The organism is Corallococcus sp. CA041A (genome assembly GCF_003612075.1).
Lineage (GTDB): Bacteria > Myxococcota > Myxococcia > Myxococcales > Myxococcaceae > Corallococcus > Corallococcus exiguus.
Genome location: NZ_RAWF01000005.1, coordinates 57,294 through 74,511, shown reverse-complemented (window position 1 = coordinate 74,511; position 17,218 = coordinate 57,294). Strand labels below are relative to the sequence as shown.

8 protein-coding genes are annotated in these 17,218 nt (G+C 66.6%); 6 read left to right on the top strand and 2 right to left on the bottom strand.

The annotated features are described in order from the left end of the window. The first annotated feature begins 94 nt into the window (after positions 1–94). From D7V77_RS01675 to D7V77_RS43140, 6 genes are read left to right on the top strand one after another with little or no spacing between them, the layout of a single operon-like run. Positions 95–2,443: an AAA family ATPase gene (locus D7V77_RS01675; protein ID WP_158624267.1), complete on the top strand. Its 2,349-nt coding sequence runs from the start codon at positions 95–97 to the stop codon at positions 2,441–2,443. Between the two features lie 31 nt (positions 2,444–2,474). Then, positions 2,475–10,487 carry a hypothetical protein gene (locus D7V77_RS01665; protein WP_158624265.1) on the top strand — a complete coding sequence of 2,671 codons (8,013 nt, stop codon included), beginning with the start codon at positions 2,475–2,477 and terminating at the stop codon, positions 10,485–10,487. A gap of 12 nt (positions 10,488–10,499) precedes the next feature. Continuing rightward, on the top strand, positions 10,500–11,024 hold the full coding sequence (locus D7V77_RS01660) for a hypothetical protein (protein WP_120574515.1): 525 nt from the start codon (positions 10,500–10,502) through the stop codon (positions 11,022–11,024). A gap of 15 nt (positions 11,025–11,039) precedes the next feature. Then, positions 11,040–11,810, top strand: a complete 771-nt coding sequence (locus D7V77_RS01655) for a hypothetical protein (protein WP_120574514.1) — start codon at positions 11,040–11,042, stop codon at positions 11,808–11,810. Continuing rightward, entirely contained in the window at positions 11,810–13,363 is a 1,554-nt protein-coding gene (locus tag D7V77_RS45650) for an SUMF1/EgtB/PvdO family nonheme iron enzyme (protein WP_120574513.1), read from the top strand. The genes D7V77_RS01655 and D7V77_RS45650 overlap by 1 nt, the downstream gene beginning before the upstream one ends. Positions 13,364–13,398: 35 nt before the next feature. Beyond that, positions 13,399–15,654 carry an NACHT domain-containing NTPase gene (locus D7V77_RS43140; protein ID WP_147451953.1) on the top strand — a complete coding sequence of 752 codons (2,256 nt, stop codon included), beginning with the start codon at positions 13,399–13,401 and terminating at the stop codon, positions 15,652–15,654. Positions 15,655–15,696: 42 nt separating this feature from the next. Here the strand turns inward: D7V77_RS43140 and D7V77_RS01645 are convergent, their stop codons facing one another. Together D7V77_RS01645 and D7V77_RS01640 are read right to left on the bottom strand one after the other, a co-directional pair. Then, positions 15,697–15,918 carry a hypothetical protein gene (locus tag D7V77_RS01645; RefSeq protein ID WP_120574512.1) on the bottom strand — a complete coding sequence of 74 codons (222 nt, stop codon included), beginning with the start codon at positions 15,916–15,918 and terminating at the stop codon, positions 15,697–15,699. After that, positions 15,915–16,646 carry a hypothetical protein gene (locus D7V77_RS01640; RefSeq protein ID WP_147451952.1) on the bottom strand — a complete coding sequence of 244 codons (732 nt, stop codon included), beginning with the start codon at positions 16,644–16,646 and terminating at the stop codon, positions 15,915–15,917. Before D7V77_RS01640 ends, D7V77_RS01645 begins: the two co-directional genes overlap by 4 nt. Positions 16,647–17,218 lie beyond the last annotated feature (572 nt).

Below are 17,218 nucleotides of genomic sequence, written 5' to 3'. Positions count from 1 at the left end.
ATTGGCGGAATACCAACGCAGTGGAACCTGCCCTCCGGGCCCGTCCATGGCCGGATCCACCCGCCCTCCGTATGCTGGCCGGCTGGAGGCGCCCATGGATCCGTTGTGGGGGGAGACGCTGAGGCGTCTGGATGCGCTGCTCGTCCAGGTGTGTGACCTGGAGGAGGCCCGCGCTTCGAAGCTCCGGGGGGAACAGGAGAATGGCTGGGATGCCGTGCGCACCACCGTGCGCCCTTCCACCGCCGAGCTCGCCTTCAGCTCGGCGCTCGCGGAGACGCCGCTCCTGGGGACTTCGCCTCCCCTTCCCTTCGCGCGGCTGCGGGCTTCACTTCGCGTCGACACCGTGGAGGAGGAGGCGCTGTTGCTCCTGCTCGCGACGTGGCTGGAGCCCCGGTATTCGCGCCTGTTCGCCGTGCTCCAGGACGAGACCGCGCAGGGATGGAACGTGGAGCGATTGCTGCTCACCGTCCTGGGACGCACGCCTGCTCGCGCGCGGCGCTTGCTGGCGTCCCTGACCGACAGCGGACTCCTGGTGGGCGGTGGATTGTTGCAGACGGGCGCTGGCGCTTTTCCTCCCATGCTCCGGCCCGTGGACCTGGCTCCGGAGGTCCGCGAGGCCCTGCTGGAACTGCCCCGTCCCTCCGTGCTGGGCGAGCTCTCGCTGGAATGGCATGGACCGGAGGTGCCGCCTTCTTCGTCACTCGGGACGTTCGCTGTCGTGCATGGCGAGGGGGAGCGGCTGGGCGTGGCGATGCGCCTCGCTGACGAAGCCGGTGTGCCGCTGGTCGTCGCTCGGTGGGCCGGGGCTCCGGAGCCGGTTTCCATGGCCCGGGCCCTTTGGCGTCTGGCGTCCGTGCGCGGCGCGATGCTGGCCGTGGACATGTCCGGTGGGGAGCGGGGGCTGGCACTCTCCGTCACGGAGACGCTGTCTGGATTGTGCCAACGGTTTGGCGGGCGGGCCCTGGTACTCGCGGACTCCGCGCAACCCTTCGCCGTGCCGCACCATGAGGCTCCCGCTCCAGGCTTCGTCCAGCGGCGGACCCTGTGGCTGGAGGAGGCACGGGTTCGGGGACTGTCATTGACGGAGGCGGATGCGGGACGGCTGGCGTCTGGCTTTCGGGGCGGGGTTCAGGAAATCCGCCGCGTGTTCGACTCGGCTCCCGGCGGTGACGTGGATGCGCTTCGTGCCGCGGCCTCGCGGCTGGTCCAGGTGCCCTTGCGCCATGGCTACCGGCTGGAGACATCGCGAACGTTCGAGGACCTCGTGGTGCGTGACACCACTCGCGCGGCGTTGGAGCGCCTGTTGTTCTACGTGGCGCAGCGCGATCGCGTCGCCGAAGAGCGTGGCCTGTCACGTCGCTTCCGGATGCACACGGGCCCGGTGGCGCTTTTCTCCGGACGCTCCGGCACGGGAAAGACCCTGGCGGCGGAGGTCATTGCCCATGCGGTGGGCCGGCCGCTGTATGTCATCGACCTGTCCCGGCTCGTCAGCAAGTACGTGGGTGAGACGGAGAAGAACATCGACGAAGTGCTGTCCCACGGCGAGCGCTCCGGCGCCGTGCTGTTCTTCGACGAGGCGGACTCGCTGTTCTCCGCGCGCACGGAGGTCAGCAACGCCAATGACCGCTTCGCCAACCTGGAGGTCGGCTTCCTCCTCCAGCGCATCGAACGTCACGACGGGCTGATCATCCTCGCCACCAATCTTCAGACGGCCATCGATGAAGCCTTCTTGCGCCGCTTCCACGCGCGCATCGAGTTCCCCTTCCCCGAGGTCGACGAGCGACGCCGCATCTGGGAGCTGATGCTTCCGGAGGGCGTGCCTCGCGCGGGGGCTCTCGACCTGACGGGCCTGGCGCAGCGGCACCGGCTGGCGGGCGGTGACATCCGCAACGCCGCGCTCAAGGCCATCTTCCTCGCCGAACAGGCGGGTGCCCCGCTGTCTCAGGAGCACCTGGAGCGCGCGGTCGCGCTGGAGCTGTACGAACTGGGCCGGCTCTCGCGGCGTCCGGAGGCGGAGGCTCCTTCGGACGCGGGCACACGCCTTCGTCGCGTGGCGGAAGTGTTCCAGGAGGCACTGGACTCGCAGCTCAGACAACACTTCCTCAAGGAGGTCCACATCCTCCACGGCTCTCCCACCCGGGAGGCGCTCGCGGGGAAGCGGCCCGCCGTGTCGCTTGCGCTCTACCGGCTGGCTGTCACCCAGAACGGTGCGCTGCGGCTGGGGCTCATCGTCTCCGCGTGGTCCCATCGCGCGGAGGAGGAACATGAGCTGCTCGGCGTGCTGCATGGGTTGCTCTCCCGTGGACTCCCGCACGAGCTGGATGGCCGCAAGCTCACACCTCGCGTCCAGGAGAGTTATGACTTCGACCTGCTCCATCGCTTCTGGAGCAGTCATGGACATCCCATCCGGGCCTCGCTGGTCCTCGATGTGGAGATGACCTAGCGTCCCTCGCGCTGATGGTGCGGGGGGGACCGTGCGCATCCGTGACCAGGGCCCGAAGGCCTCCGCCAAGGCCATGCTCCGGAAGAGCTCCGGGCGCACTCCCTCGTCCTCCGCGGCCCTTCCTCGTGCTCCGGGTGTCGTTCCCCGGGGCCCTTCCTCGTCCAATCCCGCGCGTGAGCTGGCGGCGCGGCTCGCGTCGCTGAAGGGCGCGGCCCCTGCTCTCCACGGGCCTGTGCTCCGTGATGCCGCTCGCGACATGGAGCGCCGGTGGAGCGACCCAGCGTGGCGGATGCTGGGCGGTCCGCGCTCGCATCTTTTCGAGCCTTGCCCGGTCCACCCGCCGGAGGTCGCGCTGCTCTCCACTCCCGGCGCCGTCGAGGCGGAGCTGGGCATCCATGGGCTCGCGCCACAGCCGAACACCGGGCTCGCGCAGGCGGCTGGCGCGTCCCAGCCCGCGACCCTCGCGCAGCAGGAGGAGGATGCTCGACGGCGTGATGCGGCGCGCATGGCCGTCCTGCCTCTGGGCTCCGCTGAGCAACTCGGAGACACCGCCGCGCGGCTCGCCGAGGCCCGTGATTCAGACCTCGAACCCTCCACGGTCACTGAGGAGTCGGAAGCAGCGGGACTCGGGGGCAGCACTTCTCCAGCGCCTGATGCCATTGCAGCAACCACCGTCGAAGCGCCCAGCGCGGGCGGCGACGTGGCAACGCCTGAGCAAGCTCCCGCGCCGGCATCCATCCCCACGGGGGCCGCTCCCGGCGGCATGGACGACGCCGCGCGCATCGACACGCTGGTGTCCGCGCTGTCGAGCCAGAGCGATGTCCACATCGTCGTGCGTCAGGCCTCCCCTGGCGCAGGGCCCCAGGAGCCTCCTCCCATCCAGACGGATGCCGCGGTCGACACAGGCCCCAGGGTGCCCGTGCCTCCGGCCGCGATGGAGTGGCAGAAGGAGCTGGCCGCGGCCCATGCGCAGGGCGTCCAAGGCATCAAGCACGGTCTCGAAACCGCTCCGGATCCGACGGGTGCCGTCGCGGCGGTGGAGCCCCCCGCCAGCCTTCCCGCGCCGCCTCCTGCTCGGGCAGCACCTGTCACGGCGGGGCCCATCCCCGCGGCGCCAGCGGTGAGCGCGGACGCGGATCCGGTCGCCGCATGGAAGGGCCGCATCGCCAGCAGCACGGCGCAGGTGCCAGAGCCACAGCTTCCTCCGGCGCCCCGCTACACGTTCAAGATCACCCAGGCCGCCGTGGACCCCAACGCGGTCCGCGCCGCGCGCCTCAAGCAACTGGAGGACGAAGGCAAGAAGGCCATCACCCCGGCGAAGCAGCCGAAGGACCTTCCAGCCATCCCGGATGATCCCACCGGCAAGGCCTCTTCGCTGGTGGATGCGAAGTGCGACCGGAAGCTGGACGTCAAGGACGCCAAACTCCCCGACCTGCGGAAGAGCCCGCTGGGCCACGTGCCGGAGATTGGCGCGCAGCTCGTGCGCGACGACGGCGGGCACATGCTCATCAAGGGCCCGCTCGGCGACCTCGTCTACAAGCCCGGCGGCCCCAAGCCCACCGACCCGGAGCAGCTCAAGGACTGGACGCGCCTCCAGAAGAAGATCACCGCCGAGGCCGACAAGCAGAAGAAGGCGAAGGTCCAGCCCAAGGAACCCGCGAAGGGCATCACCGTCCTCGAACAGGCCGCCCCCGCGCCCATCAACGTCCCCGACTTCGCTCGCGTGGACATTGGCGACGTGCTGGCTCGGCTGCTCGCCGCTCCGGACAAGTACGCGGACGCCTCCGTCCAGAAGGCCCGCGAGGCCTATGTCCCGGGCGGCCTGGATGCGTCCTGGGGCATCGCTCTCATCGCCGCCGAACGCCCCATCTTCGCCGCGGAGCTCCAGCGCGTCGCGGACGCCGCTCAGATCAAGAAGGAGGACCTGGACGCGAAGGTGGAAGCCCGCCGCAAGCAACTGGTGGACTCGCACGTCGCAACCACCGGCACGCTCAGCAAGGCGCACGAGGACGCGAAGAAGAGCCTGGAGGAGGGCGGCAAGTCGTTCGCTGATTCCCTGTCGCGCATGCGCGCGTCGCTCGATGCGCAGTCCGAGGCCAAGGCCGCCGCCATCAAGGGCGGCGTCGACCTGACCGAGGCCCGGCGCAAGCGCGATGCACTCATCGCAGCCGTGGACACCAAGGTGAGCAACTGGGTCGTCCGGTACGACCAGAACGGCAAGCGCTTCAAGGAAGCCTTCGTGAAGGCCGCGAGCGACCAGATGCACGCCTACGAGCTCGCCGCGCTCCAGGACGAGTGGGAGCTCAAGAAGGACGCCGGCGATGATCCGGTGAAGCTCAAGGCCGCCACGGAGGCGTACCGCCCCACCAAGAAGTGGCTGGACGACCGCCGCAAGGAGAATGGCGCCGTCGTCTCGAAGGCGAAGCGCGACATCGACCAGAGCGTGGAGCGCTATCAGCAGGAGCTGCGCGACGCGGGCAAGGAGGCCCGGGAGGTCATCCGCGACTGGCACGCGAAGCAGATCGGCTACGAGCGCGGCTTCTGGGACCGGCTGCTCGGGTGGATCATCGACTGGCTGGCGGCCGCCCACGACGAGAGCCGCGCTTGGGAGACCGCTCGCGCGGCGGAGAACAAGACGTCGCTGGATCAGAACATGCTGTTCCTCGCGGAGGTGCGCCTGCGCCAGGGCGAGGAGCTGGACGAGGAGACCATCAAGGGGAACAACGCCCTCAGCGAGGAGCAGAAGGCCATCCTGCTCTCCTACTACGGCAAGGGTGGCAAGGACGCGGTGCAGGCGCTCGCGGAGGGACTGGCCGTGCGCATCATCGGCCAGCGCCGCAAGCCGCTCATGGAGGCCCTGGAGAAGGAGCTGCTCGCGTCCACCGACCTGGAGCGGCTCAAGGTCGTCGTCGACCAGCAGGAGCCCCTCTTCAGCAACCGCGCTCGCAACATCTCCCTCAAGGTCTGGGAGGGCGTGGACCAGTGGGGCACGGACGAGAAGAAGATCTTCGACGCGCTCGCCAACCTCAACCCGCTCCAGGGCCACTACATCGAGCTCCTCTACCAGCAGGAGCACAACGAGAACCTGCGCGAGCGGCTCAAGAGCGAGCTGGACGACTTCTTCAGCACCACCACGCACGACTGGGACAAGGCGGAGGCGCTGCTCTCCGGCAACGCCTCCAAGGCCGCCGCCGTCGAGCTGAACGACGCCATGGAGGGCACCTTCCTCGGGACCGGCTGGGGCACGGACGAGGACGCCATCTTCAACCTGCTTCGCGGCAAGACGCCGGAGCAGATCGAAGCCATCAAGAAGGCCTACCAGCTGAAGTACGGCAAGGACCTCGTCGCCCAGATGGACGACGAGCTGCGCAGCGGCGCGCGCACGACGCACGACGCGGACGAGATGCACGCCCTGGTGGAGGGCCGCACCGAGGACGCGCGCGCCATCGAGATGGACCGCGCCATGCGCGGCGGGTGGTTCTTCGGCCTGGGCACCGACCGCAAGGCCATGGAGGGCGTCTACGACCGCATCCGCAAGGAGACGGAGGCCGACGCCCAGCAGTACGGCTGGGACACCCAGACGTTCCGCGCGGAGCTGCTCAAGCGCAACCAGGCCATCGACGCGTCGTATGAGCAGCAATACGGCACGGATTGGACCCAGCGCACCGCGGGCGAGAGCGCGCTCAGCGCCGCGTTCCACGACGAGATGAAGGGCGAGGACCTCAAGCTCATCGAGGGCCTGCGCGACGACAAGGGACTCCAGGTGGATGCCGCGCGCATCCGCATCGAGCACACCAGCGTCTTCTACGCGGACGACAAGGTCATCCGCGACGCCATGTCCGCGCAGGGCAAGCGACAGGTCGCCGACGCGCGCCGCGACGGCTACCTGGACATCCAGGAGCGGATGGACATCGAGCGCGGCCTGGACGAGGCGAAGGTCAAGCCCGCCAGCGAAGGCCCGCTCACCGAGGAGGACCGCCGCAAGGGCCGCATCAGTGAATTGGAGTTCCTGGACAAGTGGAGCCCCGAGAAGGTCCAGGCCCGCATCGCGAAGGAACGCAAGGAGGTGGACGGCAAGGCGAAGGCCCAGGCCCAGGCCGACGCCATGGCGAACATGAAGGCGCTGGCGGCCGAGTACGACAGCGCCTACGTGGAGGGCACGCACCTCCAGGCGACCTTCGAGCAGGCCGTCCTGATGGACACGTCCGGCGCGGACCGGGACGCCGTCGCGGCGATGCTGACGAAGGGCTACCTCACCGACGCGGAAATCGTTCAGTACGCCGTGCAGGGGGTGGGCACGGACGAGGACGCGCTCAAGGAGGTCTTCGCCGGGAAGACGAAGGCGGAGATTCAAGCCATGGCCGAGGAGTGGGCCAAGGACCACCCCGCCGACCCTGGTGACACGCGCACGCCCTTCGAGCGCTTCCGCGCGCGCATCGACGAGGAGCTGAGCGGACGCGAGGCCTTCGACATCCTCGACATGGTGGACTACGGCGAGCCCGTCACGCCCCGTGAGAAGGCGGACCGCGCCTGGCGCCGGGTGCACTTCGAGGCGAGCTCCACCAACAGCCTGGCGTCCTCGGAGTACCAGCTGGTGCTGGACCAGGCGTCCGCGCTCGACGCCGAGGTGAGCGCGCTGGAGCTGCACGAGCGGATGCGCCCCAAGCCCGGGGACAAGAACTACACCGCCGACGGGCTGCGCAAGTGGCAGGACGACTGGGAGAAGAAGTCCGAGCGCGTGCAGCGCCAGGGCGAGTACGCCGACGAGTCGGTGCAGATGCACCGCGAGCAGGTGGACTTCATCACCGACCGGCTGGTGATGGTCCTCACCGCGGTGGTGATGGCGGTGGTGGTCATCATCGGCGTCATCGTCAGCATCTTCTTCCCGCCCGCGGGCGCGGGGTTCTGGGCCGCGTTCGGCGCGTTCATGGCCAGCACGCCGGTGCTGGTGGGCACGGCGGTGGCGACGGCCGCGGTGACGATGGTGACCAAGGCCGCCATGAAGGGCAGCGCCTACGGCTGGGAGGAGGCCGCCACCGACGCGGGCATGGGCGCGGTGGACGCCCTCACCGCCGCGGCCACCGCCGGCATGGGCACGAAGCTGCTCAAGCTGGGGTTCCTGGCGCGCATGGCGGAGGAAGGCGGCGTGCTGGCGCGGATGACGGCGCACGGCCTGGCCCAGGGCGCGGAAGGCCTGGCGCAGTCCGTGCCCTCCGCGTTCCTGGGCAACGTCCTCAACGACGCGAACTACAAGGGCGGCAACGCGCTCTTCAACGTGCTGGCCGGCACCGCCCTGCAGGCGGCGCCGGGCGCGGTGATGGCCGGAGGGCTGGGCGCGCTGGGCGGCATCTCCAAGCCCCACGTGCCACCGCGCACCCAGGACCTGCTCAACTTCCGGGGCACGCCCAAGGAGCGGCTGACCCTCTTCAAGAAGTGGAAGGCGGAGAACCCCGCCGGGAACATGAAGGAGTTCCTGCGCGAGTTCGACGAGGGCCTGCTCAAGCAGATGTCGGGCGACTTCGACCGGCAGCAGCTCCAGCGCGCCATGCGCAAGGAGCTGCTGGAGCACATCCCGCCCGCGCAGCGAAAGGCGTTCGCGAACACGCCCATCGAGCTGATCTCCGAGGCGGACTTCGAAGCCCTCACCGACAGCAAGTCCGCGCAGGCCGTCACGATGTTCCGGCGCGGCAAGCCCACCATCATCGTCAAGGCGGGCGCGGACCTGTCCGACCTGGGCGAGGAGGGCCTGCACCTGCTCCAGCGCCACGACAAGGCGACGCGCGACCTGATCAAGGCCCTGGACGAACGGGCGCTGCGGCACTGGGACAAGCTGCCCATCGAGAAGCAGTTCGAGCTCTATCGCAAGAAGCTGCTCCTGGAGATCGACGCGCAGGAGTCGCTGCTCACGTCGCTGGAGGGCAAGCGCGGCGTGTCCATGGAGCCGGAGGAGGCGACCCGCCGCATCCGGCAGGGCAAGAAGACGCTGGAGAACCTGCGCCAGCGGATGAAGGAGGTGGATGCCTTCACGCCCCTGGACATGGCGGAGTTCGGCCAGGGCGTGCGCTCGAAGCCGCAGTACCTGAATGAGCCTCCACGGCTGTTCAGCAAGAAGAAACCGCCCGTGCCTCCGCGGGAGGCGGAGGGGGCCAGGCAGCTGGAGATGGAATTCACCCCGGCGAAGCCACCGGAGGTGGTCGTTCCGGAAACGAAGCCGCCGGCGGTCACGACGCGCGGAGGTGGGAAGAAGAAGGCCCTGGTGCTCACCGTGACGGACACGGAGCCGGTCATCCGGCAGTCAGGCCGGCCCAACGACGTGTGGCCCAACACCGTGCTCCACGCCGACCACCCGGAGGTGGGGCCGTTCTCGAAGGGGGGGCCGGAGCTGGATGATCCGTTCATCAAGAGCGCGCCGCGCCAGGTGTTCACCGACGCGCAGCGGGCGCGCACCACGCTGGTGCTGGATCCGTCGGACACGGTGGCGCAGATCGGCCCCGCGTGGCAGGAGGTCAAGTACCGCCCCAAGGAGCTCCGCTACTACAAGCTGGTGGAGGTGACGCGCGCCAGCGGTGAGACGGAATACATCGAGCTCATCCTGTCCAAGCGCTCCGGCAACCGCTGGGAGCCGCGCGGCTTCATCACCACCGAGGCGGGCGAGGTGGTGGAGAAGCAGAAATCCCTGGCGTTCACGGAGGCGCTGCTCGGCGAACGGCTGGGGCCGACGGAGCGATTCCGGCGGCTGGACTTCAAGCCCAGGGGCGCGGAGCAAGGCAGCGGCATCGATGAAATCATCGTCGAGTTCGACCACGCCGCGGATCCGACGAGCGCGAAGCTCCACCTGGTCGAGGTGAAGGGCGGCAAGCACGCCCCCAGGCTCAAGGACTTCACTGCGGTGGGAGAGAACCTCCGCAAGAACCTGGACGACCTGCAAGCGCAGCTGTCGGACCTGGCCTGGGCCCGGGCGAGAGGCCTGGGGCCGGCGCACCTGGAGGCGCTGACCAAGGCCATCGACGAGTGGCGGATCTCCATCGAGCTGCGCGTGGGGCCCATCACCCCCATGCCTCCGCCGGGCTGGGAGCTCGTCGACCGCGTCGAACGCATCGCGGACGCGTGGCGCAAGATGTCGCTGGTCCGGGAGGTCATGCCCCACGGTTCGGCCCCCCGCGCGGAGCTCGATGCCCTGATGGTTGCCTTCAGGGACGAGCTGAAGAAGGGCCGCGTCGGGGCCACGCTGAAGGTGCTGAAGAAGGTGGAGTCAGCGCTCAAGGGCACGAAGCGCAAGCCAGGCCTGCTGGCCCAGTACAATATCGATCCAAAGCAGCTGAAGGGGCTCATCCACAGCCTGGACCCGAACGTGAAGCCGGGGGAGATCGCCCGGATCATCGAACCGTTCGAGACCGCGAAGCGCATTCGCACGATAGGTCCCACCGGCAACGTGCTGGGCTGGGGGGACTTCGACATCACCGTCTCTCGCAGCTGGAGCAGCCGCCGGTTCAAGCGCTTCGAGCTGGCGCAGATGCGGGACCTGCAAGCGGGGCTGGAGGACATCCCGGAGCTGGACCCCTCGACGTTCGGCACGCTGTCGCTCCGGGACCGGCAGCAGGCCCTCAAGAAGTCGGTGGGCGCGGCCATGGACGCAATGGGCATCCCCCGGTCGCGCCGTCCACAAGTCCAGTTCCAGAACCTGCCGGCTGGGGACTACGGATGGATGGAATGGGACTTCAACGTCACGCACCAGGGCCGGCTCGCGCCCGTGAGCCGGCGTGGCGTCATCGTCATCAACGAGAACCTGGACGTGGGCGACGCGGTGGGCACCGCCGTCCATGAGTCGCGTCACTACTATCAGGCGTATCAGGCCTACCAGTACTCGATAGGCCGACAGTCGCATCCGTTCTCACGCCGGTGGTGGCGCAACCTGCCTGGCTCCGGCGGCCACTACTACGGGCCGGGAGACCCCCGGTACTTCCGGCAGCCCATTGAAACGGACGCGGAGAGCTTCGGCCGCCGCGTCATCGATCTCTTGCCGCCCCGCTGGCCTCCTCCATGATGAGGTTCCGACATGCGCGTCGCTCCTTCCACCTCCGTCACCTGCTTCGTGTGCGGCTCCACGTTCACCGTCCACAACCGGGTGGACCTGACCGGAGGCCGGCGGACCGTCCTCCAGGAACCGTCGGCCTGTCCCTTCTGTGATGCGCCCCTGCGGAGCATCCCCAGGCTGGACGTGGGCGTGGCCAAGAGCCTGTTGCTCACCGAGGCCGGCGCGCCGGAGGAGAAGAAGACATACGGAACGGTGGAGCGGTTCCTGGAGCGCTTCACCCGCACGGAGGCGGAGGTGGACACGCTGCTGACGTTGGCGCGCGAACTGGACCTGGAGGCCTGGGAGTCGGGCAACCTGGCGCGGCTCCAGCGGAGCAAGGATGCGGGGCTGAAGACGGAGACGAAGTTCGTCTCGAAGCTGCGCGAGGAGGCGGAGGACGGTGGCCTCTTCGAGCGATTGCAGCGCGCCGCGACGACCGTCAAAGATGCGCACCGCGCCCTGTGGAAGCACCACATGGCCCTCTTCCAGCAACGGCAGCAGCCGTGAACGAGGCGGAGTGACATGGCTGGAATCCCCGTGAACGTTCCAGGCACCTGGGCCGGGATCTTCTCCGCCGAGTGGGGAGAGGACACCCACGCGCGCGAGCTCATGAAGCGCTTCTCGCCCATCGCGCTGACGAAGGCGAACACGCCCGTTCAATACCTGCGGACGCTGGCGGATGTGCTCGCGTCGCTCATCGTGTTGACGGGAGCCGAGGAGGCCCGCACGGCGGCCGCGCCCCTGGTGCCGCTGTGTGCGGCCGGAATCGAGCAGGCCGGGGGGTTCTTCGATTCGGTGGATCCGCCGCGAGTCGCCCTCCAGGTGCTGTCCTTCGTGAACGCGGCGGAAGCGTGCGGGGCCGCGCAGGGAATGGTGACGGCTTCGCCCGCGAAGGCGTGGCTGGAGGCCCTCGCGAAGAAGGTGAAGAAGCTGGATGACGTGTTGCTCTATCGCTGCGGGCTGGTGGCGCTCTGTCTGGGGGAGCCGGACCTGGCGGCGAAGCTGGTGGGGGGTGGGAAGCTTCCGGCGACGCTCACGCCCGGGGAGCAGTTCGGCTTCAACGTCCAGGGCTTCGTGCGCTACCTGGCGACGGCGATGAAGGTCGGGGCACCGTCTGAAGCGGTGCGGCCCGCGTGGGAGTCCTTCGTGGAGGGCTTTCCGAAGATCAAGGCCGCGGAGCAGGTCTCGTGGAGTGACCTGCTTTGGGCGGCTCGCGCGTACTTCGTGGGCGTGGAGGGGCGGCCGGTGGCGCGGGTGGGTGAGTCGCTGCATGCACTCGTGAAACCGGCCTGATGCGCTCCCCTGCCCTTGTCGCCCGGCCTGAGGTTTCTTTCGAGGCGATGGACCGGGTGCTGTCCGCGCTGGGCTGGTTCGTCCAGTCCGAAAGCCAGACGCCTCCGCTCATCCCAGGCGAGCCGGAGTTCGCGGTGTACGTGAAGCGCGGGACGGACTCGGCGATCCATTACACGTTCAACCCGGTGCTCCGGCTTCGGGTGCTGGAGTTCTCCGGACCTGACGCCGTGGGGGAATGGGTGGCCGTGCGCAAGGCGGTGCCGGTGATGGAGGCCCCGGCGCTCGCGGCGCTGCTGGCTTCGTCGGAGACGCGGGAAGTGTTGCTGGGGTTACTGGCCACGGAGACGCTGCGCGAGCGCTCGTCGATGGAGCGCGTGGCGGCGCTGCGCTTCCATCCGGAGTTCAGCGTGTCTCGGACCGCGGAGCGCGTGCTGGCGTCGCTGGTGCCGGATGGGACGGAGGAAGCGTTCGCGCGGTTGAAGGCGGAGAAGGAGGCGCACCCGGACCGCTCCGTGCTGTTCGCGCACCTGCCAGGGGAGGAGCAGCGGCGGCAGGTATTGCGCTGGCTCATCCATGATCAGGCGGCGTCCAATCCGGACGTCGACGCGGTGCTGCGCTCCGCGCTGGTGGACGCGGACGCGGAGGTTCGGGTGACGGCGGTGATGGCGGCGGCCCGGCTCCAGGCGAGGGAGGTGCTGCCGGCGCTGCGCGAGGCTCGGATGCCTACGTCGACGCGGGAGGGCGCGGACCCGAGGGACCGGCAGTTCTATTCGAACCTGCGGGACCTGGTGGTCCATGTGCTCGCGGGCCGGCCGCTGCCTCCAGAGGGCTCACCGAAGCGCGAGCGGATGGCTCCGCTGCTGCGCGCGCTGTCGGGCCCCGCGGATGTTCGGGACGACCCCACGCTGCTGTTGCATGCGCTCACGACGCCGGTGGATCCGGGGCCGCGCCCGGTGGGACTGCCCGAAGCGGTGGTGGAACGGGAAGGCACGTACCGGCTGCGCCGCTCCGGGTTGGAGGCGCGCTGGGTGCCTCCGGTGGAGCATTGGTTGGGGACGGGGCCGACGCTGCGGCGGGTGATGTCTCCGGGGTTCTTCGTTGCTCGGGTTCCCGTGAGCCGGGCCGCGGCGGCCTGGGCGATGGCGGCTTCGCAGGGACCGGTGGGCACGGCGGGGCCGGACGCGGAGGAGTCGCTGCCGTGCACTTTCGCGGAGGCAGAAGCGCTGTGCGCGGCGCTGTCACGCATTGAAGGCGTGGCGCTGAGGCTGCCTTCCAGCGAGGAATGGGAGATGGCCGCCCGTGGGCCGGACGGGCGGCTGTTCCCCTGGGGCAATTCGATGCGGGACGACGGAGCTTCGCGGGCTTCGCCCTGGGGCGTGCTCGGCATTACAAAGTCGATTCCTCAATGGGTAGAGGACAGAGCCACAGGCAAGCGACTGCTTCTGGGTGGCCAATCACAACCACTATGCTCTTCACAGCCCAGCCCGCCCTCATCAAACGCCAAGGCCGGATCTGCGCGCTGGACCCTCAGCAACAAAAAAACACCACAATAACAAAATCCAACCACCCAGCCAAACAGACAAGAACCATGTCCGGAACAATCGAAGACCAGTTCGTCGAACAAAGCGCCGCCGTCGCCTTCCAACTCATCACCAGCTCCATCAAAAGCATTAGCACGCTCCTGTCAGACAAGAATGCCGTCCAGCAGGGCATGCAAAAATACGCGCGGAATTTTCTTGAACGCTACGGGGACATGAAAGTCCTCAATATGGACGAACCTATACCAATCAGGGAAATATACGTAGCAGCACAGGCACTATCCCCTCGCACAATCAGCAACTACCGCTCGATCGACGAACTGCAACTGTCCTTCCAGCGAGAGGGGAAAAAACGACTCCCCCAGGGCACATACACAGCAAGCAAGCGCGACTGTCTTGATCTAGCCAATGAAGAGCAATTCTTAAATGTCCTAGGGGCGCCCGGCGCAGGCAAATCCACATTCCTAAGGCGCTTGGGTCTTGAAGCACTGCTCCCCCGGCGGACATGGACCAACGCCCTCAAAGTTCATCTTGGAATTAAACCAGGACTGAGCGACGAAGCGAACAGCAGATACACGCACGACCACCTACCTGTCCTTATTGAGCTTCGAAGATTTCGCACAGAAGAAATTGACCTCGGCGCTCTTGTCGCGGATGAAATCGCAGTATGCGGCCTACCTGAATCAAAGGAACTTACAACCGCACTACTAGCTAAAGGTCAACTCCTACTTCTATTCGACGGTGTTGACGAAATTCCAGGCGATCGCCTCGACGCAGCCATTGCCCACATCAGAGATTTCATCGACAAACACAGTCGAAACCGATTCGTCATTTCATGCCGGACGGCATTCTACAAGAACTTCCTTACTCGCTTCACGGACGTCCTGCTCGCAGACTTCGACGACAAGCAAATATCAACTTTTGTTCGCGGCTGGTTTAGAAGCGAAAACGACAAGAAGCAAAACACCGCCGGCGAATTCCTGAGGCTCATTAACGATCCAGAAAACATATCATCAAAAGAACTCGCCAACACACCACTCCTGTTGACATTTCTATGCCTCGCATTTGACGAAACAATGCGCCTCCCTCCCAACAGAAGCGAATTGTATCGTCAAGCACTTGAAATTCTTCTATTCAGATGGGCGAACAACAAGCGCGTCCACAACAATCCCATCTATCGCGACCTACATCCCAGCCTGGAGGTCGGCATGCTGACCGAAATTGCAGCGCCTGCCTTCAAGGCCGACCGCTATTTCTTCAATCGGAGAGAATTGACCGAAGCCATTACGCAGTTCCTCAAAAATGAGCTTCAGGCACCCAAGCAGATCGATAGCGACTTAATTCTAGAGGCAATTGAGATTCAGCAAGGACTCCTAGTTCAGCGAGCTCAAGACGCATGGTCCTTCTCTCATCTGACCCTTCAAGAGTACTTGACAGCTTGCTGGCATGTGCAGAACAAAAAAATTCTCGAAGCGATAAAACTACACATCACGGATGCTCGATGGCGCGAAGTGTTCATACTCATCGCAGGACTAGAGGGAAAGGCGGATTTCTTTCTCGCCAAAATGACGGAGGCCGCCAGTGGCTTGGCCAATCAAAATACACACCTCAAACTCACGCTCACCTGGGCACTCACGCATGCTCAACCTGCATCCGATTCGATGCGGACAGCCGCACATCGAGCTTTCGCAATCACCCTTCTTCGCGACTACACAACTCTCTCATCCCTTGTAAACGCCATTCTTGAACCCAACACCATCGATCGAGCCCAGGCGCTAACAAAAACAGTCGACAGACACAGGAGCTACAACCATTTGTGGACCAGGGAGCTTGCAACGAGCCTTGATCCAGACAGCCAATCGACAGTTGATTTCGCCCCTGTACTCATCCAAGCTCCAGAAGGAGACACAAGAATCGCCCCCAACATCAATGGTCAAGCACTGCTGGCTTGTGGCGAGAGGCTCATGGCCACATTTTCAAGGCTAGCACAGTCGAACCTCCTGATTGGCGATTGGACACGTGCGGCAAGCGACTTGATGGTGGTGCTCAAACCAGTACGAGAAGCATCTACACCGAACGAATTGGCCGAGCACTGGAGTGCAGTGCGAAGCACATACAGTTCGGCTCTTGGCCTACCCGCACAACTGAAAACCTGGAACGGTCAAGCGCCGGTCTTCGAGCAGTACCTCCAGGTCTGCCGATTGATTCTAGACTGCAAATCTGCAGCAACACGGGTGACAAGGAGCGCTTGGGATTCGATTGCCGACTGCCTGTTTTCAGGCAAGATTCCGCCCAAGGTTCATTAATCATGAGCGTGGCACGATATTTCTCTCAACCACATGCGCAGCCTATTTCCTGGGCATCCGGATGCTGGGGTTCGCCGCAACCCGGGGCGCGCTCTTCGCCTTGAAGCTGCCTCCCGCTGCGGCCTTCATGGTGGGCCCTTTGGCCGTGGCTCCCAGTTGGGCCCTGGCTGTGTCCGCCTTGGGCTGCTGTGTCGGTGCGATGGCCTTGTTCATCGTGGGCTTGCGCTCGGGTGTCTTCCGCGTCTGGGGCGTGATTGTCTTCATGGATTGCCTCCGGGAATGCGTCCGGCCGGGATGCCTTCCAGCTTGAGCGACACACCGGGCTGCGCTGGGACTTCCAGGTCCACCAGGCCCCCCGCGCCGGTGAGGTGCACGTCTGGGCCGATCTCCAGACGGCAGCCCACGGCCGGACGTCCCGCGTGGTCCTGGACCAGCAGCCTGCGCCGGTCGTCGCTCACCACCACCGACGGTCTCCTCAGCGCGACCTGCGCCTGCGCGATGAGCACGCAGCGCTGACCCTTCACGCTCGCTCGGACCTGGGCGCGGACCCGGGCGACACCGGGGGCCTTGCCTTCGGGGGGTCTCGCCAGGAGCGTGGCACTGGCTGCGGGTGGACCTGGGAGGACCGCGCCTTCCCAGACCGCTTCGAACCCTTCGTCCAGCCCCACCGCCGCGAGCGACAACGGCACGCGGATGGGCTCCGCGCCCAGCCAGAGTTCGTCTGGCGCGACGATGGCCACTTCGGGCTCCAGTTGGACTTCGGCGATCCAGGACCAGCGCTCGGTGAGCAGGTTTGCGAACCAGCCGGCTTCTTCTGGCGACATGCGTGTCAGTGCCTGCTCCACGTGCGCCGGATCCGTCAGTCGTTGGAGCGCCGCAGCGCCGTCCTTGAACCTGGCGTTCTCCAACAGGCCGTCGAGCTGGCCCGGAAGCTGTTTCGCAAGGGAGCGCAGCAGGTGGCCCAATCTCTGTCTTGGAGGAAGTGCGTTCATCCTCGCCTCCTCCACAGCGAACGGCCGACCATCCGGCGCCGCAGTCGCTGTTCTGCTTGATGGAGCGCTTCGGCGTCCCTCGCCGTGAGGCGACGGCCGTTCATGAAGAAGGCCCGTGTGCTTGTTTCCAGTTCGTGTTCCGGCGCTTCTTCCCACACGGGTTCTTCATCCAGTGCTTGAGGCCGTGGCGGTGCCTGGACTCGCGGCGGAGGAAGCAACGTCTTCACTTCGATGTGCACCGGGACTGGTGCTGTGTGCCTCGTGGCCGGTGATGGGGAGAGGATGGCTTCGCCCCGTTCCTCCGATTGGGAAGGATGCGGAGTCCGTGACTCAGGTCTGTCGTGACGACGTGGCCCGAGTTCCTCCTGGAACGGAGGGACCTTTCGGGTGTCCGGTGCTGGCCGTCGATCCACGGCTCTGGGTGTCCGGATCCTCCGTGGCGATGCCCGTGGCGGCATCTCCCTTTGCTCCACTGGGGGAGCCTGTGGCGACGCTTGGGTGGTGGCGCGCGCGAAGCGATGACGGCGTGTTGAGGACTCCGGGACCCGTGCGCTGATCCGTGGGGGCTCGGC